At 58.8% G+C, this 24653-nt stretch carries 25 protein-coding genes and 2 pseudogenes; 11 read left to right on the top strand and 16 right to left on the bottom strand.

The genetic code is table 11. The annotated features are described in order from the left end of the window. Positions 1-22: 22 nt before the first annotated feature. Positions 23-1189, bottom strand: coding sequence for a class C beta-lactamase (gene ampC, locus ACYZUD_RS13225; RefSeq protein WP_462024394.1), 1167 nt, complete (start codon positions 1187-1189; stop codon positions 23-25). A 159-nt stretch (positions 1190-1348) separates the two neighbouring features. Here ampC and ACYZUD_RS13220 point away from each other — a divergent pair, with 159 nt between their 5' ends. Further along, positions 1349-2227, top strand: coding sequence for a LysR family transcriptional regulator (locus tag ACYZUD_RS13220; RefSeq protein WP_462024393.1), 879 nt, complete (start codon positions 1349-1351; stop codon positions 2225-2227). 118 nt (positions 2228-2345) lie between these two features. Here the strand turns inward: ACYZUD_RS13220 and ACYZUD_RS13215 are convergent. After that, positions 2346-3419 (bottom strand): annotated as a pseudogene (locus tag ACYZUD_RS13215) (enolase C-terminal domain-like protein); the annotation flags it as partial. A gap of 166 nt (positions 3420-3585) precedes the next feature. Here ACYZUD_RS13215 and ACYZUD_RS13210 point away from each other — a divergent pair. Both ACYZUD_RS13210 and ACYZUD_RS13205 read left to right on the top strand, forming a co-directional pair. Then, positions 3586-3798 (top strand): hypothetical protein, encoded by a 213-nt coding sequence (locus tag ACYZUD_RS13210; protein ID WP_462025216.1) that lies wholly within the window; start codon positions 3586-3588, stop codon positions 3796-3798. Between the two features lie 249 nt (positions 3799-4047). Next, positions 4048-4596, top strand: coding sequence for a hypothetical protein (locus ACYZUD_RS13205; protein WP_462024392.1), 549 nt, complete (start codon positions 4048-4050; stop codon positions 4594-4596). Between the two features lie 76 nt (positions 4597-4672). On the opposite strand, the gene ACYZUD_RS13200 is transcribed toward ACYZUD_RS13205, so the two are convergent. Next, on the bottom strand, positions 4673-5578 hold the full coding sequence (locus ACYZUD_RS13200; RefSeq protein WP_462024391.1) for a DMT family transporter: 906 nt from the start codon (positions 5576-5578) through the stop codon (positions 4673-4675). Positions 5579-5674: 96 nt separating this feature from the next. Between ACYZUD_RS13200 and ACYZUD_RS13195 the strand changes: the two genes are divergently transcribed. Continuing rightward, positions 5675-6538 (top strand): LysR substrate-binding domain-containing protein, encoded by an 864-nt coding sequence (locus ACYZUD_RS13195; protein WP_462024390.1) that lies wholly within the window; start codon positions 5675-5677, stop codon positions 6536-6538. A gap of 118 nt (positions 6539-6656) precedes the next feature. Here the strand turns inward: ACYZUD_RS13195 and trhP are convergent, their stop codons facing one another. Next, positions 6657-7982, bottom strand: a complete 1326-nt coding sequence (gene trhP, locus ACYZUD_RS13190) for a prephenate-dependent tRNA uridine(34) hydroxylase TrhP (protein ID WP_462024389.1) — start codon at positions 7980-7982, stop codon at positions 6657-6659. Positions 7983-8158: 176 nt separating this feature from the next. Here trhP and ACYZUD_RS13185 point away from each other — a divergent pair, with 176 nt between their 5' ends. After that, on the top strand, positions 8159-9223 hold the full coding sequence (locus ACYZUD_RS13185; protein WP_462024388.1) for an AI-2E family transporter: 1065 nt from the start codon (positions 8159-8161) through the stop codon (positions 9221-9223). On the opposite strand, the gene ACYZUD_RS13180 is transcribed toward ACYZUD_RS13185, so the two are convergent. The 3 genes from ACYZUD_RS13180 to ACYZUD_RS13170 form a co-directional block, all read right to left on the bottom strand. Continuing rightward, positions 9220-9402, bottom strand: coding sequence for a hypothetical protein (locus ACYZUD_RS13180; RefSeq protein ID WP_462024387.1), 183 nt, complete (start codon positions 9400-9402; stop codon positions 9220-9222). The two genes, ACYZUD_RS13185 and ACYZUD_RS13180, sit on opposite strands and share 4 nt — an antisense overlap. A gap of 112 nt (positions 9403-9514) precedes the next feature. Then, entirely contained in the window at positions 9515-9709 is a 195-nt protein-coding gene (locus ACYZUD_RS13175; RefSeq protein WP_123409983.1) for a hypothetical protein, read from the bottom strand. A 234-nt stretch (positions 9710-9943) separates the two neighbouring features. After that, positions 9944-10309: a hypothetical protein gene (locus tag ACYZUD_RS13170; RefSeq protein WP_462024386.1), complete on the bottom strand. Its 366-nt coding sequence runs from the start codon at positions 10307-10309 to the stop codon at positions 9944-9946. A gap of 246 nt (positions 10310-10555) precedes the next feature. On the opposite strand from ACYZUD_RS13170, the gene ACYZUD_RS13165 reads away from it, so the two are divergent. Both ACYZUD_RS13165 and ACYZUD_RS13160 read left to right on the top strand, forming a co-directional pair. Continuing rightward, the gene (locus tag ACYZUD_RS13165) at positions 10556-11374 is read left to right on the top strand and encodes a shikimate 5-dehydrogenase (protein ID WP_462024385.1); all 819 of its coding nucleotides are present in this window, start codon (positions 10556-10558) and stop codon (positions 11372-11374) included. Between the two features lie 188 nt (positions 11375-11562). After that, positions 11563-12066: pseudogene (locus ACYZUD_RS13160) on the top strand (cupin domain-containing protein); the annotation flags it as partial. Between the two features lies 1 nt (position 12067). Here ACYZUD_RS13160 and ACYZUD_RS13155 read toward each other — a convergent pair. The 7 genes from ACYZUD_RS13155 to ACYZUD_RS13125 all read right to left on the bottom strand — a co-directional run bounded on the left by ACYZUD_RS13155 (position 12068) and on the right by ACYZUD_RS13125 (position 16288). Beyond that, positions 12068-12721, bottom strand: a complete 654-nt coding sequence (locus ACYZUD_RS13155) for a YceH family protein (protein ID WP_462024384.1) — start codon at positions 12719-12721, stop codon at positions 12068-12070. 157 nt (positions 12722-12878) lie between these two features. Beyond that, positions 12879-13124, bottom strand: coding sequence for a sulfurtransferase TusA family protein (locus tag ACYZUD_RS13150; protein ID WP_462024383.1), 246 nt, complete (start codon positions 13122-13124; stop codon positions 12879-12881). Further along, positions 13117-13578, bottom strand: a complete 462-nt coding sequence (gene moaE / locus ACYZUD_RS13145) for a molybdopterin synthase catalytic subunit MoaE (RefSeq protein WP_462024382.1) — start codon at positions 13576-13578, stop codon at positions 13117-13119. Before moaE ends, ACYZUD_RS13150 begins: the two co-directional genes overlap by 8 nt. A gap of 3 nt (positions 13579-13581) precedes the next feature. After that, positions 13582-13833, bottom strand: a complete 252-nt coding sequence (locus ACYZUD_RS13140; protein ID WP_462024381.1) for a MoaD/ThiS family protein — start codon at positions 13831-13833, stop codon at positions 13582-13584. Beyond that, positions 13830-14336 (bottom strand): cyclic pyranopterin monophosphate synthase MoaC, encoded by a 507-nt coding sequence (gene moaC, locus ACYZUD_RS13135; protein WP_462024380.1) that lies wholly within the window; start codon positions 14334-14336, stop codon positions 13830-13832. The genes ACYZUD_RS13140 and moaC overlap by 4 nt, the downstream gene beginning before the upstream one ends. 43 nt (positions 14337-14379) lie before the next feature. Further along, positions 14380-15207 carry a formate dehydrogenase accessory sulfurtransferase FdhD gene (locus ACYZUD_RS13130; protein WP_462024379.1) on the bottom strand — a complete coding sequence of 276 codons (828 nt, stop codon included), beginning with the start codon at positions 15205-15207 and terminating at the stop codon, positions 14380-14382. A 190-nt stretch (positions 15208-15397) separates the two neighbouring features. Next, complete coding sequence (locus ACYZUD_RS13125; RefSeq protein WP_462024378.1) at positions 15398-16288, bottom strand: LysR family transcriptional regulator; 891 nt, start codon at positions 16286-16288, stop codon at positions 15398-15400. Positions 16289-16583: 295 nt separating this feature from the next. Between ACYZUD_RS13125 and moaB the strand changes: the two genes are divergently transcribed. Together moaB and ACYZUD_RS13115 are read left to right on the top strand one after the other, a co-directional pair. After that, entirely contained in the window at positions 16584-17123 is a 540-nt protein-coding gene (moaB, locus tag ACYZUD_RS13120) for a molybdenum cofactor biosynthesis protein B (RefSeq protein ID WP_462024377.1), read from the top strand. Continuing rightward, complete coding sequence (locus ACYZUD_RS13115; RefSeq protein ID WP_462024376.1) at positions 17120-18325, top strand: molybdopterin molybdotransferase MoeA; 1206 nt, start codon at positions 17120-17122, stop codon at positions 18323-18325. The genes moaB and ACYZUD_RS13115 overlap by 4 nt, the downstream gene beginning before the upstream one ends. A 173-nt stretch (positions 18326-18498) precedes the next feature. Here the strand turns inward: ACYZUD_RS13115 and ACYZUD_RS13110 are convergent, their stop codons facing one another. After that, positions 18499-19398 carry a bestrophin family protein gene (locus ACYZUD_RS13110; protein WP_462024375.1) on the bottom strand — a complete coding sequence of 300 codons (900 nt, stop codon included), beginning with the start codon at positions 19396-19398 and terminating at the stop codon, positions 18499-18501. Positions 19399-19403: 5 nt separating this feature from the next. After that, positions 19404-20402, bottom strand: a complete 999-nt coding sequence (gene moaA, locus ACYZUD_RS13105; protein WP_462024374.1) for a GTP 3',8-cyclase MoaA — start codon at positions 20400-20402, stop codon at positions 19404-19406. Positions 20403-20756: 354 nt separating this feature from the next. Between moaA and ACYZUD_RS13100 the strand changes: the two genes are divergently transcribed. Further along, positions 20757-23081: an FdhF/YdeP family oxidoreductase gene (locus tag ACYZUD_RS13100; RefSeq protein ID WP_462024373.1), complete on the top strand. Its 2325-nt coding sequence runs from the start codon at positions 20757-20759 to the stop codon at positions 23079-23081. Between the two features lie 133 nt (positions 23082-23214). After that, positions 23215-24636: a cytochrome ubiquinol oxidase subunit I gene (locus ACYZUD_RS13095; RefSeq protein ID WP_462024372.1), complete on the top strand. Its 1422-nt coding sequence runs from the start codon at positions 23215-23217 to the stop codon at positions 24634-24636. Positions 24637-24653 lie beyond the last annotated feature (17 nt).

Raw genomic sequence — 24653 nt, 5'->3', positions numbered from 1 at the left:
CGCTTGCTCCCTCGCCACAAAATTATTCGGTTAATGCACTCAATATCGTATGAGCAATCTTGACCCGCTCAGCATTCGGATAGTTTTTGTTGGCCAGAATCACGATGCCGATGTCTTTCGACGGCACATACGCCACGTAAGCACCGAAGCCGCCCGTTGAGCCGGTTTTGTTGATCAGCACGTTTTCCGGTTGAGGTTGCGGCGGGTTCAGCCAGTGGACTTTGTGAGCTTCCATGGCCATTTGCGTCGAGTTGCCCGCGAGTAATTTATCGAGGGTGATCGGGTAGTTGTAGAACTCCCAGCCCAAGCCTTGGGTCATGTCGCCGACCTTGTAGTAACCGGTGTGAGTGGTGGCGATTGCTTGCTGCAACGGCCGTTCCAGCGCCGTCGGTTTGATGTTCGCTTCAACATAGCGAATCAGGTCCGAGGCGCTGGTTTTTACGCCATACGCCTCCGAATCCAGTGCGCCCGGTCCAACCCGTACCGGTTTGTCTTCCTTGTTGTAACCCTGAGCATAAAGCCCCATCTGATCCTGCGGCACCTTGAGGTAGGTGTGCTTGAGCCCGAGTTTCGGCAGCAGGGTCTTTTCCATCACGTCATCAAACGGCGCGCCGATGCTGTTGGCCGCCAGGTAACCGAACAGCCCCAGGCTCGGGTTCGAATACTGCCGATGGGTGCCTGCGGCGTAAGTCGGTTTCCACTGTTTGAAATAGCCCAGCATCTTGTCCGGCGCATCGGCATCGCCGGGGAATTGCAGCGGCAGGCCGCCAGCGCTGTAGGTGCCCAGTTGCAACACGCTGATGTTATCGAACGCGCTGCCACGCAGTTCCGGCAGCACACGGCTGGCCTTGTCGGACAGGGACAGTTTGCCTGTCGCCTGGGCGTAGGCGGCGAGGGTGGCGGTGAAGGTTTTGCTCACCGAACCGATCTCGAACAGGGTGTCTTCGGTGACGGCTGTGCCGTTTTCTTTCGAGGCCACGCCGTAGTTAAAGTAATGCTGCTTGCCGTTGAGGGTGACCGCGACCGCGATGCCCGGAATGTTCTGTTGCTGCATGACCGGCACAACGGCGGCTTTAATCACCGCTTCGACCTGCTCGTCATTCTGATTCCCGGCAACGCAGTAACCTGCGCCCAGGAAAAGTCCGAAGGCGCTGTAGGATAAGACCTTTCTGAGTTTTAAGTTGTGCATGATTGAGTCACTGTCCATGAGTTTTGATGGTTAAACCCGCTACACTCCGAGCGGTTTTTAAAACGGGCCGCTGATGGGCGAGCCAAATCTATGCAGTCTGCCTACGTTCGACAACCGACGATATTTCGGACGAGCCATTAGAAAAATTTGGGAGTGGGCATGATCCGGCCTCAATTACCGCTCAATGCACTGCGCGCCTTCGAGGCCTCCGCGCGGCACTTGAGTTTTACCCGGGCGGCCGTGGAGTTGTGCGTCACGCAGGCAGCGGTGAGTCATCAGGTCAAGAGTCTTGAAAACCAGCTTAACGTAACGCTGTTCAAACGCTTGCCCCGCGGGCTGATGCTGACCAGTGAAGGGGAAACCTTGTTGCCGGTGCTGCGCGAGTCCTTTGACCGAATCGCCGAAACCCTGGAACGTTTCGAGGGCGGGCACTTTCGCGAAGTGCTGACGGTGGGCGCGGTGGGAACGTTTGCGGTGGGCTGGTTGTTGCCACGGCTGGCGGACTTTCAGGCGAAACATCCGTTCATAGATTTGCGCCTGTCGACCAACAACAATCGAGTGGACGTGGCGGCTGAAGGACTGGATTACGCAATCCGGTTTGGTGCGGGGGCGTGGCACGGCATTGAAGCGGTACGCTTGATCGAGGCGCCATTGTCGGTGCTTTGCGTTCCCGAGATTGCCCGGCAACTGAAAACACCGACGGACCTTTTGCAGCAAACGCTGCTGCGTTCCTATCGCACGGACGAGTGGCCGGAATGGTTTCAGGCCACCGGCCTTTCGGCCCATATCGTGCCGACCCGCAGCATCGTCTTCGACTCGTCGCTGGCGATGATGGAGGCCGCGTTGCAAGGCGTGGGTGTTGCGCTGGCTCCGCCGCTGATGTTTGCCCGGCAACTGGCGGCGGGGGCAATCCAGCAACCGTTCGCGATTGGTATCACCACGGGCAGTTACTGGCTGACCCGCTTGCAGTCGCGCCCCGAAACGTCGGCGATGACGGCGTTCAAGGGCTGGCTGCTGCAAGCGGCACAGACGAATTAGCGTGAATGCCACTCCTGTGGGAGCGAGCCTGCTCGCGAAGACGGCGGTACATCTTGCATCAATGTGACTTTATAGACCGCTATCGCGAGCAGGCTCGCTCCCACAGGGTTTTAGATCGTTAGCGCACCAGGCACGGCCGCTTGTTATCGAACGTCCAGCCCGGAATCAGAAACTGCATCGCCACGCTGTCATCCCGCGCGCCCACCCCCATGCCTTTGTACAGCTCATGGGCCTTGGCCAATTGATCCATGTCCAGCTCGACACCCAGTTCCGCTTTCTTCGGCACTTGCACGCAGCCACCGACGATTTGCAGCGGGGCCTTGGTCAGGCGCTGGCCGTCCTGCCAGATCCAGTGAGTGTCGATGGCGGTGATCTCACCCGGCGCAGCCGCCGCGACGTGGGTGAGCATCGCCAGGGAAATATCGAAGTGGTTGTTGGAATGCGAGCCCCAGGTCAGGCCCCATTCGTGGCACATCTGCGCCACCCGAACCGAACCCTGCATCGTCCAGAAGTGTGGATCGGCCAGGGGAATGTCCACCGATTGCAACTGGATCGCGTGGCCCATTTCCCGCCAGTCGGTGGCGATCATGTTGGTCGCGGTTTTCAGGCCCGTGGCGCGGAGGAATTCAGCCATGACTTCGCGACCCGAGTAACCGTTTTCCGCACCGCACGGGTCTTCGGCGTAAGCGAGTACGTGATGTTGATCCCGGCACAAACGAATCGCTTCTTTCAGCGACCACGCACCATTCGGATCGAGGGTGATGCGCGCGTCGGGGAAGCGTTCGGCCAGGGCGGTGACGGCCTGGATTTCCTCATCGCCACTCAACACGCCGCCCTTGAGTTTGAAATCCTTGAAGCCATAACGCGCGTGGGCGGCGACCGCCAGGCGCACCACGGCATCGGCGGTCATCGCTTTCTTGTGGCGCACGCGGAACCAGTCGTTGTCGGCGTCCGGCTCACTGCGGTAGGCCAGATCGGTTTCGTTGCGATCACCGACGTAAAACAGATAACCGAGCATCTTCACTTCGTCTCGCTGTTGACCTTCGCCGAGCAGAGCCGTCACCGGCACGTCCAGGTGCTGGCCGAGCAAATCGAGCAAATCGAGCAGGGCGGCTTCCAGGCCGGTGACGGCGTGAATGGTGATGCGCAGGTCGAACGTCTGCAGGCCACGACCACCGGCATCGCGATCGGCGATGTGGTTGCACCTGAGCAACAGCCGGGACCGGTTTCTTGCGGATCGCGATTAACCATTGGTCTACTCGATAGCACGCCGCTTGCCCGCCTGCTTCCAACGAGTACGGCCCAGATTTGCTGGACCTCATCAATGAGGTGCGTCATGGCTGACTCAATGGATCACGATGCTCCACCTGGCATGGACCCTGCGCGCGACCCGGCCGGCGCAGAGCCTGATCGACCTGAAGACTGGATGGATCCGGCGGCGGATGAAGATGTTCCTCCGGCGGATCAGCCAACACCGCTCTCTGATGACAGGCGATAAACACTGCCGGCCGGTGGCCCGGATCAATGAGTTCGGGACGCGTGACAGGTTCTGCTTGTCGGGCTTTTTTTGAAGGTAAGAGCACTGTTGAAAACAATCAGATGGCATCCAATACTTCTGCTGTAAGTATAAATGCTGAAATATGATTTTTTTAGAGTTTCTTTCTTCTTGGGTAACTTGTTGATAGTTTCCAGATGGCAGCGATGAGCGTAAACAAAAAGTCGCACTTGATGGCCTGTCACCCATATGGTGTTTGGCGTAATGTTTGGTATGTTTATTTGTGTCTATTTCGTATAACTAAATTAATACAAGGAAGTTATGTATGTTTGATAAAAGTCTTTCGTTTATTGCAGGCATGAACATCAGGAGGCATCCTGTGACATTGATCAGTTCCAATGACGGTTCCGGTCGGATGGGTACCCAGGTTGAAAAAACAGATCAAATGCAGTTTGGTTTTTACTACTTCAATGAAGGATACCTCATCGCTGTGTTGTCTGGAGAGCACAGGGGGAAGTGGATCAGGCCCCAAGAACAAGACGGCTTCCTTGCAGTCTCCGAAAAAGCCGGTCATTTCGTGCTGAAAACAACTCAGGGAGCTGTTCTTACATTAGAGAACATGCGGTCCGATGTACAAACCATTTACCTTCAATCGCACAATGGCTCGTATGTGCAGCAGAATATGGAAGGTCTCACCGCCTTCGATGATCTGGACGTGCTTTATAACTTCATGCTCGCGGTTCCCAAGACCGATCGCCGAGGCGATGGCACTTATCTGGCGATGATACAAGATCAGTGGAGTTATAAACCTCTCAGCTTTACTGCTCAGCCCGCATTTATCAACTTGCATATTGTAGAGAGAGGGCTTAAATAAATATCTTCCGTTATTGAATCTCCGCCTGAACCAGGTGGGGGTTCAGGCGTCGATCGGCTATAAAACAGAACACGATTCAGGCACTAGCGATAACTGATTGCTTTCGTTCCAGATTCAACGCCAACACACTGACCAACACCACCATCGCCCCCATAACAATCATCACAGTCGGCCGTTCCCCCAGCGCTAACGAGGCCATCGCCATCGCCGTCGGCGGCACCAGATACAGGGTCATCGTCGCCCGGCTCAGATCAATGTGCGCCAGCACAAACGCCCAAGCCAGGTAAGCGAGCGCACTCGGAAACACGCCCAACGCCACCACCGCCAACTGCACATGAACCGGTGCACTCACGACCTTCGCCGCCAACCCCGGCAGGTACACCAGCAACAATGCCGTCCCCGACCACACCGTGTAGCAAACCAGCGTCAGTCCGTCGTACCGCCCGGAGTGGTGTTTCTGCAACGCGAAGTAAAAACTCCAGGACACCGCCGCCAGCAGGATCAACAAACCGTGGGCGTCGATGCTGCCCATCCCGCGATCACCGGCGACCACGATCACTACGCCGAGCAGCCCCAGAAAAACACAACCCCAACGCCAGACGCTCACGCGGTCCTTGAGTACGAAACGCGCCAGCAGCGTGCTGAACAGCGGCGTCGATTGCGCCAACACACTGGACGCGCCTGCGCTGATGCCTTGCTGACCAAAGTTCAGCGCAACGTGATGCAGGCTCACCGCAAAAAAACCGAGGATGATCAGCAGTGGCACATCACGCATTTTCGGCAGGCTGATGCCCCTGAACACCGCGACAACAGCCATGAACACCGACGCCAGCAGAAACCGCAGCAATGCCAGATGTCCGGGGTCATAACCCTGCAAACCGATGTGAATGCCGGTCGGGGAATACCCCCAGCAAGCCACGACAAACGCCATGGCCAGGATGATTTTGACGGGAGAGCGGGACGTGGTTGTGAGCGGTTGCATGGTCGGGCACCTGTGAGCGTATGCACCGAGTATCAGAACCCTGACCGTTCGCCACAACTGACTTATACTGCATTAACTCTTCACTTTGGATGATGTATGGAGCTGGCACAGATTCGCATGTTCAAGACCGTCGCCGACGTCGGCAGCATTGCTCGGGCGGCCGAGCTGCTGCATTGCGTGCCGTCGAACATCACGGCACGGATCAAGTCCCTGGAAGCGGAGCTCGGTGTCGCGCTGTTTCTGCGTGAGGGCCGAGGGCTGCGAATCAGTCCGTCGGGGCAGATCTTTCTGGTGTACGCCTCGAAGATTCTCGCCCTGACCGCTGAAGCCAAGCGCGCGGTGGACCCGTCGGCCGAGCCCTGCGGCCCGTTGCGCATTGGCGCTATCGAATCATCAGCCACCGGGCGCTTGCCGCGCTTGCTGGCCAAATTCCACAAGCGGTTTCCCGCCGTTGCGCTGGAACTGACCACCGGCACCTGGAGCCAATTGCTCGATGACACCCTCAACCACCGGCTCGACGGCGCAATCGTCGCGGTGGATGTCGAGCGCTCGCAGCTCAAGCGCACGCCGATGTATCGCGAGGAGTTGCTGCTGATTGCCTCGACGTCCCTGGGGCCGGTGCGCGATATCACGGATTTGCAGGACAAGACCGTTTTCATGTGGCCACAGGGCTGTCCCTATCGGGCGGCGCTGGAGCATTGGTTGTTACGGCAGGGGCAGGCGTTGCCGATTGTCAGCCTGGCCAGCTACGGCGCGATTGTCGGTTGCGTCAGCGCCGGGGCGGGTGTCGCGCTGGTGCCCAAAGGGGTCTTCGATCAATACGCCAAAGGTGCCGGTTGCGCGGGGTATGAGTTCCCCGAACTGACCGCCATCGACAACCTGTTTTACTGGCACGAGAACGCCGGGGTTCACCCGGCGCGAGAGGCGTTTGTGGCGATGTTGCGCGAGGAATTCGCGTAACGGGTTACCTGTGGGAGCGAGCTTGCTCGCGAAAGCGGTCCAACATTCAACAATGATGTTGGCTGAAAGTCCGTCATCGCGAGCAGGCTCGCACACAGAATGTGGGTGTTTTTGATGATTAGCTCACGCTGACATCGCGCATCAACAGACCAAACTGCAACTCCACCGCATCCGGAATCGGCACATACACCGTGTGCCCGTCCCCCGGCGCCACGTTGATCGGTTCGCCTTTGATGTTTTGCAGCTGATGCAAATCAAAGTGGAAGTTGCCCTTGGGGGTCATCAGCTCCATGTGATCGCCCAGGCCAAATCGATTCTTCACTTTGACTTCGGCCAGTCGATCACGCCGTTCGCCGGTCAACTCACCGACAAACTGTTGCCGCTCCGACACCGAACTGCCGTTCTGGTAGTTCTGGTATTCGTCATGCACGTGCCGGCGCAGAAAACCTTCGGTGTAGCCGCGTTGAGCGAGGGATTCCAGGTCTGTCATCAGATTGCGGTCGAACTCACGCCCGGCCACGGCATCGTCGATCGCCCGGCGATAAACCTGAGTGGTCCGCGCGCAGTAGAAGTGGGATTTGGTCCGGCCTTCAATCTTCAATGAATGTACGCCCATCCGGGTCAGGCGCTCGACATGTTGCACGGCGCGCAGGTCCTTGGCGTTCATGATGTAGGTGCCGTGTTCATCCTCGAAGGCCGGCATCAGTTCGTCAGGTCGATTGGCTTCCTGCAACAGGAACACCTGATCGGTCGGCGCACCAATGCCCAGGGTCGGTTCGGGCTGGAAGGTCTGGACGATTTCGCCGAGCTGATTTTCTGTGGCCTCCTGCGCCGAGTACTTCCAGCGACAGGCGTTGGTGCAACTGCCCTGATTGGCGTCGCGCTTGTTCATGTAACCCGAGAGCAGGCATCGGCCAGAGTAGGCCATGCACAACGCGCCGTGGACGAACACCTCCAGTTCCATGGCCGGAACTTGCTGGCGAATTTCGGCGATTTCTTCCAGGGACAGTTCCCGCGACAGAATGATCCGGCTCAAGCCCTGTTGCTGCCAGAACTCGACACTCGCCCAGTTCACGGTGTTGGCCTGCACCGACAAGTGAATCGGCATCTGCGGGAAGTGCCGGCGCGCCAGCATGATCAGGCCTGGATCGGACATGATCAGCGCGTCCGGCGCCATGGCAATCACCGGCTCCAGATCCTTGAGGAACGTCTTGAGCTTGGCGTTGTGCGGCGCGATGTTCACCACCACGTAGAAGCGCTTGCCCTGGGCCTGGGCCTCGCGAATGCCAAGGGCCAGGTTGGCGTGATCGAATTCGTTGTTGCGCACCCGCAGGCTGTAGCGCGGCTGGCCGGCGTACACCGCATCGGCGCCGTAGGCGAAGGCATAGCGCATGTTTTTCAGGGTGCCGGCGGGGGCGAGCAGTTCAGGCGTGGCAAGGGTCATTGGAGTGTCGATCGCAAAAGCCGCCGAGCGTAAGCGGCTTGCCCTCGGGATTCATTGATCTGGATCTATGCTTGATGAACAAACGGATGGCACTCGCGCGAACCGTGGCGGACTAAGCATCAGGACGGCTCTTGAGTACAAGAGCCTGCGCCCCTGCGGACTGACATGGATCGGACATGAACGAAGAAACGACGCTACAAGACAAATCGCTGGTGATCCTGCTGGGGCTGGTGACCGCTGCGTTTATCTGGATTTTGCTGCCGTTCTACGGCGCCGTCTTCTGGGCGGTGATTCTCGGCATCCTCTTCGCTCCCCTGCAGCGTCGACTGCAATTGAAGTTAGGCTGGCAGCGCAACCTGACGTCGCTGCTGACCTTGAGCATCTGCCTGGTGATCGCGATCCTGCCGGTGATCATCCTCAGCATCTTGCTGGTTCAAGAGGGGGCCGCGCTCTACAAGAGCATCGAAAGCGGCGAACTGGACATTGCGGGGTATTTGACCCATTTCAAACACAGCTTGCCGCCGTACTTCCAGCACTTGCTCGACCGGTTCGGCATCGGCGAGTTGAACGGGCTACGGGAAAAAATCATCAAGAGTGCGGTGACGGGCAGTGAGTTCTTCGCCACGCAGGCCTTCAGTTTCGGCCAGGGCACGTTCGATTTCCTGGTGAGCTTTTTCGTCATGCTCTACCTGCTGTTCTTCTTTTTGCGAGACGGCGCCGAACTGGCACGCAAAGTCCGCTCTGCCGTACCGTTGCAGGAACACCAGAAACGCCGTTTGCAGCTCAAGTTCAACCGCGTGGTGCGGGCCACGGTGAAGGGCAACTTGCTGGTGGCGATCACGCAGGGCGCGCTGGGCGGTTTGATTTTCTGGTTTCTGGACATCCCGAGCGCATTGCTCTGGGCGGTATTGATGGCGTTTTTATCGCTGTTGCCAGCGGTGGGGGCGGGGATTGTCTGGGCGCCGGTGGCCGCGTTTTTCCTGATCGGCGGCGCGATCTGGCAGGGCGTGGTGCTGGTGCTGTTCGGGATTTTCGTGATCGGCCTGGTGGACAACGTACTGCGACCGATTCTGGTGGGCAAGGATACGAAGATGCCGGACTACCTGATCCTCATCTCAACCTTGGGCGGTCTGGCTATCTTCGGCCTCAACGGCTTTGTCATCGGGCCTTTGATCGCTGCGCTGTTCATGTCGAGCTGGGCCATCTTCATCGAAACCAAACCGCGGGTGCAGCTGCCTTAAGCGCTGAGTTGGCTTTGGCCAATTCGTTGCGACAGGGCCTTGGCGGCGGTCAGCGATGTGAGCGGACCGCTGATCGGTTCGCCGTCCTGCACCAGATACCAACAGGCGAGCAATCCTAGCTCTCGAAGCGGTGCGGGAACGGCGCTGCCGATAACGGACATGATCTGAACCTGGGACATAAGTACCTCCATCAATCTATGGAGCTACCTTACGGGGCCGCCGCTTTGACGAACAATCAACGCTTTCAATAGTCGACATTGACGCCAGTGGGCCCAAACGACCGCCTGTCGGTCAGTCGACCACCAGATCAAGCATATGGACCACTTCCTGCTCGTTGAGCAGGCCTTTACGCACCAGGTTTTCCGCCAGCAGCGAGAGAAACTTGGCGCTGCGATGGCCTTCCAGGTGCTTGAGTTCGGTCAGTGCGTTGTACACCTTGCTGGAAGTGCACAAGCCGACATTGCGGTGCGGGTTTTGCGTGGGCATGAGGTCGTCCTTGTTGTTATCAACCTGTTGATTGCGGACAGATCCAAGCTTGAGGATCTGGTATGTCATAAATATGACCGTTTTCCCCAAAGCGGGGGAAGGGCGGCGAGTCAATCTTGCCTACTTGAACCACAAAGACTGTCCCGACAGCGACCTCGATGCGATTTATTCAGACCTGCGCCGACGAGCGGACACAAAAAAGGCCCCGCTGTCGGGCGGGGCCTGATGATTCCGTTACCAGCGGCCATAACCGTGGGGAGGGCCGTAGTAGCCGCGGGGTGGGCCGTAGTAACCACGGGGCGGACCGTAGTAAACCGGTGGCGGGGCGTAATAGACCGGTTGTTGCACATAGACCGGTGCCGGCTGGTAATAAACCGGTGGCGGTTGTTGCACGTAAACCGGCTGTGGCTGAACGTAAACCGGTTGCTGGACATAGACCGGCCGATTGCTATTGATAATTGCCGAGCCGACGATGGCTGAGCCGACGATCGCACCAAACACCGCCGGGCCTTGCCAGCCGTGACCGCCGCCAGCCTCTGCCTGCCCGGCGATAGCGAGGGCACCAATCAGCAAGGCAACTGTGGGGATTTTACGGATCATGATAATTCCTCGGTTCTTCGACCCGGCGCTTGTGTCTGCAATAGACCCAAGGATTGTCGCGGGGATACTTCTAAGACAGCGTATTTCTGAAAATCAGCACAGCCGTTGGGTAAATTTTGTGTAAGGTCTGTACCGGCTTCTTTACCATCGTGCGATGCAGCGGCAGGCACGTCAATATGATCGATCAGAACGCGATGGAATGGCTAATCCCGTCCATCTGAAAGTGCTATTCGAAGGAGATTTTTCATGCAGATGAACCCCAACAAAGACACCCAGCTGTGCATGTCCCTGTCGGGGCGCCCCGGGAACTTTGGCCTGCGATTTCACAATCATCTGTACGAACAGCTGGGCCTGAATTTCTACTACAAGGCTTTCCGCAGCCAGGACCTGCCTGGCGCAGTCGGTGGCATTCGCGCCTTGGGCATTCGTGGCTGTGGCGTGTCGATGCCGTTCAAGGAAGCCTGTATCGCGCTGGTCGATGAGCTGGATGCATCGGCTGCAGCTATTCAATCGATCAACACTATCGTCAACACTGACGGTCACCTCAAGGCCTACAACACCGATTACATCGCCATCGCTCAGTTGCTTGAAACCCACCAGGTGCCTAAGGACTCGACCTTTGCCCTGCGCGGTAGTGGCGGCATGGCCAAGGCGGTGGCCAGCGCCTTGCGCGATGGTGGCTACAAAAACGGCCTGATCGTGGCCCGCAATGAGCGCGCCGGGCGCGCGCTGGCCGAATCGCTGGGTTATGAATGGCAAGCTGAGCTGGGGGCCCGGCGCCCGCAAATGTTGATCAACGTCACACCGATCGGCATGACCGGCGGGCCCGAGGCGGATCAGCTGGCGTTCGATGCGCAAACCATCGCAGCAGCCGAGACTGTCTTCGATGTGGTGGCGATCCCTTCGGAAACACCGTTGATCGTGCGTGGTCGTGCCGAGGGCAAGCGGGTGATCACGGGACTGGAAGTGATTGCGATCCAGGCGTTGGAGCAGTTCGTGTTGTACACGGGTGTGCGGCCAACGGATGAGCAGTTCCACAAAGCGGTGGAGTTTGCCCGGAGCTGATCTTTTCGGCAGTGCTGGCCTCATCGCGAGCAGGCTCGCTCCCACACTGGATTCAGACCCCCTGTGGGAGCGAGCCTGCTCGCGATGGCCGCGACGCGGTCTTGCGGATGTTCAAAAATCCCCGCTTATACTCATCGCCAGCAAGCAAAGACTTGCCCTCCAATAACACCCCCGTGACCGAGGTTTTCATGCATCCCGCCATCCTCAACCTGAATCAGGTCGAACTTGAACCGTTGCCTCCAGGTTTTGCTCCCGAAGGCGAAACCGCCGGCCGCTATCAGCAGCGACTGGCGCGCATCGGCCAGCAACTGGGCGCACAGACATTGGGTTATCGCTTGTATGCGCTGGAGCCGGGCATGCGTGGCAGCCCGTTTCATAGCCATCGGGTCAACGAGGAAATGTTCTACATCGTGGCCGGTGAAGGGGAGATACGCCTTGGCGCCGAGCGCTTCCCGATCCGTGTGGGCGATGTGGTGGCTTGCCCGGCGGGCGGTCCCGAGACCGCGCATCAGATCATCAACACCAGCAACGGTGAGCTGCGCTACCTGGCAGTCAGCACCCAACAGTCGCCGGACATTTGCGAGTATCCGGACTCCGGAAAGTACGTGGTGATGGATGACTTCAAGGTCGACGCCGAAGGCAATGCCACGGGCTTCGTCGCCGTCGCTCCCACATCTGGATTGGGGGACTGGATTATTCGAGGCGTGCCAGACGCTCTTCCAGTGCCGCGATCCGTGCCTCAAGCTCTTCGATTCGCTCCACGGAGACGCCGCTGCCGCTGCCGCTACCACGTTCCGCCGGGTTCTGCCGCGCCGCGAGGATCACTTCGATATCCGCCGGATCACCCAGCGCGTGCATGTAACGGTCTTCACGCTGGCCGGCCTGGCGCGGAATCAGCAGCGCCAGACCGCGAGCAATCAAGCGTTCCAGCTGATGCACAACCTGTTCGGTATCTTCGAACTCATGCATGCGACCGCTGCGGGTCAGCAGTTCATTGACCGTTTGCGGACCGCGCAGGAACAGCAGTCCCGCCAGAATGACCTGCGCCGGCACCAGCTCCAGCGCCTTGTCGACCTTATGCTCCCAGCGGTCGGCGCGGCTGCCCATCACCAGTTTGGTGAACCCGCGACCCTCGAGGGCGCGCAGGCTCTGGCCGACCTGGCCCTGGGTGAGGTTCATCACCGGTTCGCGGCTGGTTTTCTGGTTGCAGGCAATCACCAGGGCATTGAGGGTCAGCGGATAGGTTTCCGGGCTGGTGGCCTGTTTCTCGATCAACGACCCCAGGATGCGGATTTCCGTGCTGTTGAGGCGCGGCTCGTCGAAGGTCGTCTCTTGCTCGGTGCTCATAGGTTCTGGACCCTTACAAACAGTTAGGTTCATGGGCGGTTACGGGTGGATTCGGCGCTTTCAAAGGGTCGAAGCCGACGCGTTTGCCTGTACTGCCAGCCAACAAAATAATGGCGATGCGGGAATATTGGCAGACATTCGCGCAATTGCAGCCTATCTAGCCAGACTTCTTGCGAATCCAGTAGTAATAGCGTCCGTCACTGACCTGTTGTTTGAGCAGGCGGTTGCCGGAAAGGTTGGCGAATACCCCAAAGTCGCGCCGGGATCCGGCGTCCGTCGCAATCACCTCAAGGACTTGTCCCGGCGTCAGTTCGTTCAGCGCGAGCTTCGCCTTCAGCAATGGCAATGGGCAGCGCAGGCCACTGGCGTCCAGCGTTGTGGTGACCGGCCATTGTTCATTCATCTGCGTCTACCCAGCGGTCAACCGCGGCGCGGTCGCTGCCTCGGGCGGCCACCCAGCGTACGCCGCCCTCAATCTCTTCGCGTTTCCAGAACGGCGCTTCGGTTTTGAGATAGTCCATGATGAACGCACAGGCCTCGAATGCCGCGTGACGGTGCTGGCTGCTCACGCCGACAAACACGATGGGTTCACCGACATCCAGATGGCCGATCCGGTGAACGATCTCGACAGCGTTCAGTGGCCAGCGGTCGCTGGCCTTGTAGGCTATTTGCTGCAAGGACTTTTCCGTCATGCCCGGGTAGTGCTCGAGAAACAGGCTGGAGACTTCGTGACCCTCGTTGATGTCACGAACGTAGCCGACAAAATTGACCACGGCGCCCACGCCAGGATTGTTCCCGTGCAGGGCTTCGATCAGTTGCCCGATGTCGAACACATCGCGCTGGATTCGAACGGTCATGCTTCAACCCCCGGTGACCGGTGGGAAAAAGGCGATCTCGTCGAAGTCTTCGACCGCCTGATCCAGATGGCATAGCTCCTGGTTCAGCGCACACATCAGGTTGCTCTCACCCAGGACGTTTTCCCACACCCCACCCCGGGCGATCAGCAATTGGCGCACGTCATCGATGTTCTTGAGTGAGGCGGTCAGTGGCAATTTTTCACCACCCAGTTGCAGCTGCTCGCGGTAGCGGGCGAAGTAGCTGATCAGAATCATTGTGCGTCCTCCCATTCAAACGTCCCCGACCGGCCACCTTGTTTACTGAGCAGGCGGATGTCGCTGATGACCATGCCCCGGTCCACCGCTTTGCACATGTCATAGATGGTCAGCGCGGCCACGCTGGCGGCGGTCAGTGCTTCCAGCTCGACGCCGGTCTGGCCCGTGAGGCGGCACGTGCTGACGATTTTCACACTGTCGGGCTCACAGGCCTTGAGTTCGAGATGAATCGAACTGAGCAGCAAGGTGTGGCAGAGCGGGATCAATTCGTGGGTCTTTTTCGCCGCCAGGATGCCCGCGATCCGGGCGACGGCGAAGACATCGCCTTTGGGGTGTCCGTCCGCCTGAATCAGTTTCAGGGTCTGTGGGCGCATACGGACCCAGGCCTGGGCCCTGGCTTCGCGCTCGGTGGATGTCTTGTCACTCACATCGACCATGTGCGCGTGGCCTTGCCGGTCGAGGTGAGTCAGCGTGTCGGGCGGGGTATCGGAGGTTTCGGTCATGTCGGGATCCTGCGCTCAGGAGAGCGGTAATCGCGTGGAGGCGTTAAGCCGGGCTGTAAATGCGCGGCGCGTTTCGATGGGGCACGTGGATCAGGTTGAGGCGGTGCCGGATGGCCCACTGCACGGTCAATGCGGTGGGCGCCGACAGGCTGACCAGCGTGCCAAGCTTCGCCCTGACGGCTTTGTGAATGAGTTCCAGGCTGCAGCGGCTGGTCACGACCGTGAAGCCGCAACGCGGGTCGATCCCAGCGTGCTGCAGCGCGCCGATCAATTTATCCAGCGCGTTGTGGCGACCGATGTCTTCGCGGCACAAACGCGCCGAGCCATGGGCGTCGAAGTACAACGCCGCATGCAGTGCGCCACTGCTGCGCGCCATCTGCTGAGCCTGTTCGATGCGCTCGCGTATGCCGCTGAAGTGCTCTGCGGCAGGGAGGGGAACGGGGTCCATAATGTCGAGTTGCGGCAGTGCCTGCTCCAGCGCCTCGACACCGCACAATCCGCAGCCGCTGGTTCCCGCTATTTGCCGGCGATGATTCTTCAGCGCCCAGAAAGCACGGCTGGAGATCTGCACGTCCGCCTGACAGGCCTGGTCGAAATGCGTGAGACGGATATCGTAGATCTCGCTCAGGTCTTCGACGATGTCGTTGCTGACGCTGAAACCGCGGATGAAATCCTCGATGTTGCCGGGCGACACCATCATCACGGCCTGGCTCAGACCGTTGTAGGTGATGGCCAAGGCGATTTCGGAGGCCAATGCAGCTTGAGAGACGGACGCGCTCGTATCGTATTCTCGAAAAGGCACATTCAGCGGCATCGGTGCAGGTGCATTCGCATCACTTTGTTCGCGTGATTGTTCAACTTGGCAAAGCATGAAAACACCCTCGAAGCGCTGGATTTAGTTCAGGCTACGGAGAACTGTTTATTGCGTCCAATCGCTTGTTCCGATGCAGTGATCGGCGATTTCTATCATCGAGATAAAGTATTGATTGGTTTGTTTTTAGTTAGGGGTTAAACGGAGGAAGAAAAAACATTCGCCGCTATCAATGATAACGGCGAAGTTGTCAGTCGGTCGTGGTCAGCAACTTCCGGGCCTCAGCAAAACATTTCTCGGCAATCGCCGAGCGCGGTTCGGTTTTGCGCATGACCAGGCCCAGAGGGGCAAGCACACTGGCGTCAGGCAGGTTGATAAAGGCCAGATGCTCGATAGGCGTTTCCAGGCCACTGTCCAGCGGCATGATGGCGCAGCAAAAACCTTCGTGAATCGCCTGCAGCAACTGATAGGTGGAATCGCTTTCCATGATCGGCTGCGGGTTGAGCCCGCGACTGCGGAAGCTCAGGTCGATGGATTTTCGGTAATGCATGCCATTGCTGAGCATCCCCAGTGGCAGCTCGGCAGCATCCTCCCAACTCATTTCCGTGCCTTCGAAATGGAAGTGACGCGTGTCGTAGAGCAGGCCGACGCGGGTCTCGCCGATTTCGAAAAACTCGAAGTAATTCGGATTCACGTGGTCGAGGTAGCAGACGCCGAGGTCCAGCTGGTTGTTACCCAGACCTTCGATGATCTGGTCCGAGCTCATGGACGACAGGCTGTATTTGAGCTCTGGAAAACGGTGGGAAAGCCCCTGGATGTAGCTGACCGGATTGAAGTTGCTCAGCGGAACCAGGCCCAGGCGCAGGCTGCCGACCAGTTGGCCGCGACACGCCGCGGCTTCGGCGAACAGCCCGTCGTGGGCCGCCAGCAAGGTTCTGGCCCATGCCAGCACGCGTTCACCGGCCTGGGTAAAACCTTCGAAGCGCTGGCCTCGGGTGACCAGGACCAGGTCCAGTTCATCCTCGAGATTGCGCAGGCGCATGGACAGGGTGGGCTGGGTGATGTGGCAGCGTGCAGCAGCCTGCCCGAAGTGTCGGGTCTGCTCCAAGGCGATCAGGAACTTGAGTTGTTTGATGTCCACGATGGCACCTGCTGAGGGAGGAATGTGAGGTAAGTATTGACTCAGATGCCGAACACGCACGGGTTGGCGGATAGCGTGAGGGTCAAACGATCTCACTGTCATTGTCGTGCGTCCAATCAGCAGTATTTAAGGAACAATCGATCAGCTCTATCACTGTTGGGTTTTTATAATTAACACTCACTTATTTTTTTGATAGAGGCGCTCGATAGTCTGGTTGGTTAGGGTGATTAGACAATGCTGATTAAAGCCATTTAGTCTCTGAAAGTTATTTAATTGATATCTGCCGGAGAATGACATGAGCGTGAAATCGGATGCGTTATTTTTCCCCTTGAATATTGCTGTGCTGACCGTGAGTGATACCCGTGAATATGCCAATGACACCTCCGGGCAATTACTGGTCAGTCGATTACTGGAAGCCGGTCACACCCTCAGTGAACGAAACCTGCTCAAGGACGACCTGTATAAAATCCGCGCACAGGTCGCCAACTGGATTGCCGATGAAGGGATTCAAGTGGTGCTGATTACCGGGGGCACCGGGTTTACCGGCCGCGACAGCACACCCGAGGCGGTGGCCTGTCTGCTGGATAAACAGATCGACGGCTTTGGAGAGTTGTTCCGGGCGATTTCCATCCTCGATATCGGCACGTCCACGGTTCAGAGTCGGGCCTTGGCCGGATTGGCCAACGGTACGTTGGTGTGCTGCCTGCCGGGTTCGACCGGCGCGTGTCGAACCGCGTGGGAAGGCATCCTTGCCGAGCAACTCGACGCCCGCCACAGACCGTGCAATTTCGTGCCGCACCTCAAACCGGTGCAAGCCTGCGGGCCTCGGGGATGAGTCCGTCACCGCTGATGCCGGTCGAGGAGGCCGTCGCCAGGCTGCTGGCGATGGCGCAGACCCAACGTCTCAACGAAAACGAGCCCGTTCCCCTGAGTGCCGCACGACTACGGGTGCTGGCCAATGACCTGGTCGCGACCCTGGATCTGCCGCCCTGGCCCAATAGCGCCATGGATGGTTATGCGTTGAATGTGGACGACTGGGACGGCGAGCCGTTAGCGGTGTTGCAACACATTTTTGCCGGTCAGGCCCCCGAACCATTGCTGCCGGGAACCTGCGCACGCATCTTCACCGGAGCGCCCGTGCCGGAGGGCGCCAACTGTGTCGAGATGCAAGAGAACGTCGAGGTTCTGGACGACGCCCGCGTCAGTTTCAAGCAAACCTTGAAGGCTGGTCAGAACATTCGACCGCAAGGCCAGGAGAACCGGGCCGGGGAGGTTTTACTGCGTGCAGGCACGCGCCTGGGGCCTTTCGAACTGGCGGTCGCCGCCGCTCAGGGCGTTACGCAGCTGCAGGTCGTGCGGCGGCCACGGGTCGCGCTGCTTTCCACGGGTGATGAACTGGTCGAGCCGGGGATGCCGCTCAAGCCCGGCAGCATCTACAACAGCAACCGCACCTTGTTGAGCCATTGGTTGAGTGCATTGGGTTGTGAGGCGATCGATGCCGGTATTCTCCCTGACCGGCCCGAACAGACCCGGCTCAAGCTTGAACAGTTGCAGCACGCGGCAGACCTGATACTCACCACCGGCGGCGTATCTGCAGGTGATGCCGATTGTCTCGGGCAGGTGCTGCGTGAAGGCGGCAGGCCGTTGCTCTGGAAACTTTCGATCAAACCGGGAAAACCACTGACGGTGGGGCACTTTGGCAGCGTGCCGGTCATCGCCTTGCCAGGTAATCCGGCCTCGGCGCTGGTGACTTTTGGGCTGTTGGCCCGGGCGTACCTGTTGCGGATCCAGGGTGTTGAGGAAGTCACGCCATTGAGCTTCCCGATCAGCGTCGGCTTTGCCTGGCCGAAGGCTGGAAGCCGCAGGGAATATCTGCGCGTCAAGGTGGCGGCGGGGCGGGCCTTGCTCTATCCGAACCAGAGCTCTGGCGTGTTGCAGGGCGCTTCCTGGGCGGATGGTCTGGCCGAAATTCCGGAAGGACGCACCCTGGAAATCGGTGACACGGTGCGGTTTATTCCGTTCAGCGAGTTGTTCTAAAAATACGTGAGCGACAAAAAAACACTGTGGGAGCGAGCCTGCTCGCGATGGCGGTCTGTCAGTCGACATAGATACTGAATGTGCCGGCCAATCGCGAGCAGGCTCGCTCCCACAGGTTCTGCGTTCGCCCGGATTTGCGGAGCGCTGGTCACCGCTGAAAAACACCGACCCGATCAACCCAGCACAAAATCAACCGGCTCCAGCCTCGGTGGCAGCTGCGTCGCACCCAGCGCCGCCAGCACGTCACGCTCGATGGTGCGCACGATGGCATCGGTGGGCAGGTCGTTTTCATCGCGGCCGAACGGGTCTTCCAGTTCATCGCCAATCGCATCCAGACCGAAAAACGTGTAACTGACAATGGCGGTGAAAATCGGCGTCAGCCAGCCCAGGGGTTCGGCCATGGCGAAGGGCAGCAAGATGCAGAACAGGTAGATGGTTCTGTGCAGCAACAAAGTGTAGGGGAAGGGCAGTGGGGTCTGTTTGATTCGTTCGCAGACGGCCTGAGACCGGGTCAAATTCGCCAGGTGATTGGCCATGAGCGTGTAGCGCCACTCGTTGATTGCGCCCGACTCAGCGAGTGCCGAACACTGTTGGCCGACCTGGGTCAAAATGCGCCCGCTGATGTCCGGTGCGTTGCTCGATGGCATGGGCTCAAGCCAGTCGCAACCTGCGTCCAGTTCATTTTCCGAACGCAGCTTGGCGTTGAGCGCATGGGCGAAACCGCAGAGGTTACGCAGGATTGTATGGCGCTCATGCGCGTCCTTGATGACTTGGGTTTCGCGAATCATCGAGCGGATCTCGACCATCACGTCGCCCCAGGCTTTGCGCGCTTCATACCAGCGGTCATAACAGGCGTTGTTGCGAAAGCTCATGAAGATCGACAACGACAAACCCAGCAGGGTGAACGGCGTGGCGCTGACCTTGGAAAAATAGCTGGGGTGCAATGTCTCCACGAGTACGATGGCCGAGGCGAGCAACGTTACCATCAGGCTGCGCCAGGCAATTCGTTTGGCGATCGAACCCTTGAGTGACGTCAGGACGCCGATCAGATTGGGTTTGGGTCTCACGATCATGGTCTTCAGCCGCCTGTCATGTTCATGAAGCGAACAACCTGTACGTCGTCGTTGACTTCAAAATTGTGCCGGTAGGGTTTCAGCTTCATGGCTTCGATGATGGCTTTTTCCAGGCGTTCGGGTTGCCCGGGATGGCTGCGCAGCACCGCCTTGAGATCGACGGAATGTTCGTTGCCCAGACACAGCAGCAGGCGACCTTCGACGGTCAGCCGAACCCGATTGCAGGTGCCGCAAAAGTTGTGGCTGTGTGGGGAAATGAAGCCCAGGCGAATCTCCGGTGCTTCCGCCAGGCGCCAGTAGCGCGAAGGACCCTGGGTCGACTCCGCGGACTCGATCAAGGTGTAGCGTTCGGCGATGCGCTCTCGCACCTGGGCACTGGAGTAAAACGACTCCGCGCGGCTGTGCTCGTGGATGATGCCCAAGGGCATCTCTTCGATAAACGAGATGTCGAGTTGGCGGTCGATGGCAAAGCTCACGAGGTCGTTGATCTCATGATCGTTGCGCCCATTCATCACCACGCAGTTGAGTTTGGTGTGGCGAAATCCGGCCTGGTTGGCGGCGTCGATGCCGTTGATGACCTGCGCCAGATCACCGGTGCGGGTCATTTCACGAAAGCGTTGCGGGTCCAGGCTGTCGAGGCTGACATTGAGCCGCTTGACCCCGGCATCGAACAACGGGCCTGCGAGTTTGCCCAACTGCGAACCATTGGTGGTCATGCACAATTCGCGCAGACCGGGCAGGGCGGCGATCTTTTCGCACAGTTGCACCACGCCCGGGCGGATCAGCGGCTCGCCGCCGGTCAGGCGGATTTTGCGCGTACCCAACGCCACGAAGCTTTCGGCCAGTTGATAAATTTCTTCCAGGGTCAGGATCCGTTGGCGTGGCAGAAATTGCATGTCTTCGGCCATGCAATACACGCAACGGAAGTCACAACGATCGGTGACAGACATCCGCAGATAGTCCACACGTCTGGAGAACCCATCGATCAAGACTCGCTCTGACATGACAGCCTCGCTTGGCGATCCTGGTCGCGGTGACCAGTGCACTTTTGAATGGATATTCCGTCATTAACGGATTTGTTGAGCGCAGACTAAGAACAACTTGGAAGGCCGTCCAATCACTATTTATGACCAAGTGATCGACAGGGTCTATGACGGATTATTTTTCGCATAAAAGTTATTTTAATATTGTTTAATCTATTGATTTTTAATATAAAAAATCCGTGATAGATCTTTTCGATAATGTGGTCATTAATAGCGATTAGACAATATTTAAACCCTATTCATATTCTTGCTCCGTCATTCGAACAAAGACCTGAATCAGGTCGAAGCCTGTGTGCAATGTCACGGAGAAGAACCATGTCTCAAGTCGACCGTTATAAGCCTTATAAGGGCGCCGCTGCTGGTTGGGGCGCGTTGATCAGTGTTACCAAGAACTGGCTGGGCAGCGAAAATGCCCTGAAAAATATCCGCGCCATGCTCAAGACCAACCAGAACGGCGGCTTCGACTGCCCCGGTTGCGCCTGGGGCGAGTCGCCGGAAAGCGGCATGGTCAAGTTCTGCGAAAACGGTGCCAAGGCCGTTAACTGGGAAGCGACCGGTCGCTTGGTGAACCCGGCCTTCTTCAACAAATACACCGTATCGACCCTGTCCGAGCAAAGTGATTACTGGCTGGAGTATCAGGGGCGACTGACCCATCCGATGCGCTACGACGCGGCGACCGATCATTACGTGGAAACCACGTGGGACGAAGCGTTTGCCCTGATCGCCAGGCACCTCAATGCGCTGGAGTCGCCGGATCAGGCCGAGTTCTACACCTCGGGCCGGGCCAGCAACGAAGCTGCATTTCTCTACCAGTTGTTCGTGCGGGCCTACGGCACCAACAACTTTCCGGACTGCTCCAACATGTGCCACGAAGCCAGCGCCGTCAGCATGATCGAAAGCCTGGGCGTGGGCAAAGGCACCGTGGTGTTTGACGACCTGGAGCATGCCGACGCGATCTTCGTCATCGGCCAGAACCCCGGCACCAACCACCCGCGGATGCTCGAACCACTGCGCGAAGCGGTCAAGCGCGGGGCGCAGGTGATCTGCATCAACCCGCTCAAAGAGCGCGGGCTGGAGCGCTTCCAGCATCCACAGCATCCGATCGAGATGTTGATGAACGGCTCCGAGCCGACCAACACCGCCTACTTCCGTCCGGCGCTGGGCGGGGACATGGCAGTCATGCGCGGCATGGTCAAGTTCCTCCTGCAGTGGGAGCGCGAAGCACAAGCCACGGGGGGCGAGCCGGTGTTCGACCACGCCTTCATCGCGGAACACACCTCGGGAATGGACGCCTACCTGGCCGAAGTCGACGCCACCACCTGGGCACACATCGAGCAGCAGTCCGGCATGACCCTGGCCGACATCGAACTCGCCGCACGCATGTACGCCAAGGCCAAAGCCGTGATCATGTGCTGGGCGATGGGCCTGACCCAACACACGCATTCGGTGCCGATGCTGCAGGAAGTCATCAACCTGATGTTGCTGCGCGGTAATGTCGGTCGTCCCGGCGCCGGCCTGTCGCCGGTGCGCGGTCACAGTAACGTGCAAGGCGACCGGACCATGGGCATCAACGAACTGGCACCGGTCGAGTTGCTGGATGCGCTGGAAAAACGCTTTTCGTTCAAGGCGCCGCGCGAACATGGGCACAACACCGTGATGGCGATTTCCGCGATGGAACAGGGGCGCGCGAAAGTGTTTATCGCCCAGGGCGGCAACTTCGCTCAAGCCACCCCGGACACCCCGCGCACCCATGACGCCCTGCGCAAATGCGACCTCACGGTGCACATCGCCACCAAGCTGAACCGCAGCCATCTGGTGACCGGGCGTGAGGCGCTGATTCTGCCGTGCCTGGGCCGCACCGACATCGACCTGCAAGACGAAGGGGCGCAAGGCGTCACCGTGGAAGATACGTTCAGCATGATCCACATCTCCCACGGCCAGTTGAAACCCAAGTCCGTGCACCTGCGCTCGGAGCCGGCAATCATCGCCGGGATCGCCGCCGCCACACTGGGCAAACATCCGATCGACTGGAACTGGGCCATCGGTGACTACGGCCGCATCCGCAACATGATTGCCGACACCATTCCTGGCTTCCAGGACTTCAATCAACGGTTGCTGCACCCGGGCGGTTTCCATTTGCCGAACAACGCGTCGAACCGCGTCTGGAAAACCGCGACCGGCAAAGCCCAATTCACGGCCAGCGTATTGCCGGAGCATCTGATCAGCCAAGGCGTGCGCGACCTGGAAGTGAAACCGCATCTGATCCTGCAGACCATGCGTTCTCACGACCAGTACAACACCACGTTGTACGGCCTGGATGATCGGTATCGCGGGGTCTACGGCATGCGCGATGTGATCTTTGTGAACGAGCAGGACATTCGCAAACTCGGCTTCGAGCCGGGGCAGAAAGTCGATCTGGTCGCACTCTGGGACGATGATCGCGAGCGTCGGGTCAGCGGTTTTACCTTGATCGCCTACGACATTCCATCCGGCCAGGCGGCTGCTTATTACCCGGAAACCAACCCGCTGGTGCCGCTGGAAAGTTTTGGTGATCGCACGTTCACCCCGACCTCCAAGTTCGTGGCCATCCGGCTCGAACAGGCGGGCGCCAGTAACGTGATCATGTCTTCCGTCGCGTAGTTCAAACCGGAGTGGCGAGCGCCGCTCCGGTTTCACCGCAAACCTTTCAACCTTTGTTGGCTGCAGGCCTTACGGCTTGACGGTGGCCCGACCGTGTGCCGCTTTTTTTTCAGCATCGATGAGGATGTTCATCATGTTTAACCTGGAGGCACTGGACCTGGCGCGAATTCAATTCGCGTTCACGGTTTCGTTCCACATCATCTTTCCCGCCATCACTATCGGGCTGGCCAGTTTTCTGGCGGTGCTTGAAGGTCTTTGGCTGAAAACCCACAACGATACGTATCGTGATCTCTACCATTTCTGGTCGAAGATCTTTGCCGTCAACTTCGGCATGGGCGTGGTCTCGGGGCTGGTCATGGCGTACGAGTTCGGCACCAACTGGAGTCGCTTCTCGGACTTTGCCGGGAGCATCACCGGGCCGCTGCTGACCTATGAAGTGCTCACGGCGTTCTTCCTTGAAGCTGGCTTCCTCGGGGTCATGCTGTTTGGCTGGAACCGGGTAGGGCGCGGCTTGCATTTCTTCTCGACGGTCATGGTCGCCATTGGCACGTTGATTTCGACCTTCTGGATTCTCGCGTCCAACAGCTGGATGCAAACACCCCAGGGTTTCGAGATTGTCGATGGCCGCGTCATGCCGCTGGACTGGTTGGCCATTGTGTTCAACCCGTCGTTCCCGTTCCGCCTGGCGCACATGGCGATTGCGGCGTTCGTGGCCACCGCGTTTTTTGTCGGCGCCTCGGCGGCGTGGCATCTGCTGCGCGGCAATGACACCAGGCAAGTGCGCAAAATGCTGTCGATGGCGTTGTGGATGGCGTTGATCGTCTGCCCGATTCAGGCCGTGGTCGGTGACGCTCATGGCTTGAACACCCTGGAGCATCAACCGGAGAAAATCGCCGCCATTGAAGGGCACTGGGAAAACAACGGTAACGAGGCGACGCCGCTGGTGCTGTTTGGCATTCCGGACATGCAGGCGGAGAAAACCCGTTATGCCCTGGAGATTCCTTATCTGGGCAGCCTGATCCTGACCCACAGCCTGGATAAGCAGATCCCTGCGCTCAAGAGCTTCCCGAAAGAAGACCGACCCAACGCGACGATTATCTTCTGGAGTTTTCGCGTCATGGCCGGCCTGGGCATGTTGATGGTGCTGGCCGGTGTGCTGGGCCTGGCCTTGCGCCGCAGTGGCGCCATCTACCGCAATCGCTGGTTCCTGCGCCTGATGTTGTGGATGGGGCCAAGCGGTTTGATCGCGATGCTGGCCGGCTGGATCACGACCGAAGTGGGCCGTCAGCCATGGGTGGTGTACGGCCTGTTGCGCACCGCCGATGCCGCGTCCCATCACACCGCCATGCAGTTGAGCATCTCGTTGGCGCTGTTCGTGGTGATCTATTTCTCGGTGTTCACGGTGGGTATCGGCTACATGATGAAACTGGTGCGCAAAGGGCCGCAGCCTCATCACGAGCATTCGGCGGCGGGCCATCCCGGGCAGGTGATCACGCCACGCCGGCCGTTGTCCGCCGACGCCGAAGGCCTCGAAACCGACGCCCGCGCCAATTGAAGAAGGGGAGTTGAGAC

The organism is Pseudomonas sp. XS1P51 (assembly GCF_054897845.1).
The sequence above is the reverse complement of the archived record's forward strand: the minus strand, read 5'-3'. Positions and strand labels throughout refer to the sequence as shown.

Excerpts from the sequence above, each read along its gene's own strand:
- ampC (WP_462024394.1), bottom strand. The coding sequence starts at position 1,189 with ATGCACAACTTAAAACTCAGAAAGGTCTTATCCTACAGCGCCTTCGGA.
- ACYZUD_RS13220 (WP_462024393.1), top strand. The coding sequence starts at position 1,349 with ATGATCCGGCCTCAATTACCGCTCAATGCACTGCGCGCCTTCGAGGCC.
- ACYZUD_RS13210 (WP_462025216.1), top strand. The coding sequence starts at position 3,586 with ATGCTCCACCTGGCATGGACCCTGCGCGCGACCCGGCCGGCGCAGAGC.
- ACYZUD_RS13205 (WP_462024392.1), top strand. The coding sequence starts at position 4,048 with ATGTTTGATAAAAGTCTTTCGTTTATTGCAGGCATGAACATCAGGAGG.
- ACYZUD_RS13200 (WP_462024391.1), bottom strand. The coding sequence starts at position 5,578 with ATGCAACCGCTCACAACCACGTCCCGCTCTCCCGTCAAAATCATCCTG.
- ACYZUD_RS13195 (WP_462024390.1), top strand. The coding sequence starts at position 5,675 with ATGGAGCTGGCACAGATTCGCATGTTCAAGACCGTCGCCGACGTCGGC.
- trhP (WP_462024389.1), bottom strand. The coding sequence starts at position 7,982 with ATGACCCTTGCCACGCCTGAACTGCTCGCCCCCGCCGGCACCCTGAAA.
- ACYZUD_RS13185 (WP_462024388.1), top strand. The coding sequence starts at position 8,159 with ATGAACGAAGAAACGACGCTACAAGACAAATCGCTGGTGATCCTGCTG.
- ACYZUD_RS13180 (WP_462024387.1), bottom strand. The coding sequence starts at position 9,402 with ATGTCCCAGGTTCAGATCATGTCCGTTATCGGCAGCGCCGTTCCCGCA.
- ACYZUD_RS13175 (WP_123409983.1), bottom strand. The coding sequence starts at position 9,709 with ATGCCCACGCAAAACCCGCACCGCAATGTCGGCTTGTGCACTTCCAGC.
- ACYZUD_RS13170 (WP_462024386.1), bottom strand. The coding sequence starts at position 10,309 with ATGATCCGTAAAATCCCCACAGTTGCCTTGCTGATTGGTGCCCTCGCT.
- ACYZUD_RS13165 (WP_462024385.1), top strand. The coding sequence starts at position 10,556 with ATGCAGATGAACCCCAACAAAGACACCCAGCTGTGCATGTCCCTGTCG.
- ACYZUD_RS13155 (WP_462024384.1), bottom strand. The coding sequence starts at position 12,721 with ATGAGCACCGAGCAAGAGACGACCTTCGACGAGCCGCGCCTCAACAGC.
- ACYZUD_RS13150 (WP_462024383.1), bottom strand. The coding sequence starts at position 13,124 with ATGAATGAACAATGGCCGGTCACCACAACGCTGGACGCCAGTGGCCTG.
- moaE (WP_462024382.1), bottom strand. The coding sequence starts at position 13,578 with ATGACCGTTCGAATCCAGCGCGATGTGTTCGACATCGGGCAACTGATC.
- ACYZUD_RS13140 (WP_462024381.1), bottom strand. The coding sequence starts at position 13,833 with ATGATTCTGATCAGCTACTTCGCCCGCTACCGCGAGCAGCTGCAACTG.
- moaC (WP_462024380.1), bottom strand. The coding sequence starts at position 14,336 with ATGACCGAAACCTCCGATACCCCGCCCGACACGCTGACTCACCTCGAC.
- ACYZUD_RS13130 (WP_462024379.1), bottom strand. The coding sequence starts at position 15,207 with ATGCTTTGCCAAGTTGAACAATCACGCGAACAAAGTGATGCGAATGCA.
- moaB (WP_462024377.1), top strand. The coding sequence starts at position 16,584 with ATGAGCGTGAAATCGGATGCGTTATTTTTCCCCTTGAATATTGCTGTG.
- ACYZUD_RS13115 (WP_462024376.1), top strand. The coding sequence starts at position 17,120 with ATGAGTCCGTCACCGCTGATGCCGGTCGAGGAGGCCGTCGCCAGGCTG.
- ACYZUD_RS13110 (WP_462024375.1), bottom strand. The coding sequence starts at position 19,398 with ATGATCGTGAGACCCAAACCCAATCTGATCGGCGTCCTGACGTCACTC.
- moaA (WP_462024374.1), bottom strand. The coding sequence starts at position 20,402 with ATGTCAGAGCGAGTCTTGATCGATGGGTTCTCCAGACGTGTGGACTAT.
- ACYZUD_RS13100 (WP_462024373.1), top strand. The coding sequence starts at position 20,757 with ATGTCTCAAGTCGACCGTTATAAGCCTTATAAGGGCGCCGCTGCTGGT.
- ACYZUD_RS13095 (WP_462024372.1), top strand. The coding sequence starts at position 23,215 with ATGTTTAACCTGGAGGCACTGGACCTGGCGCGAATTCAATTCGCGTTC.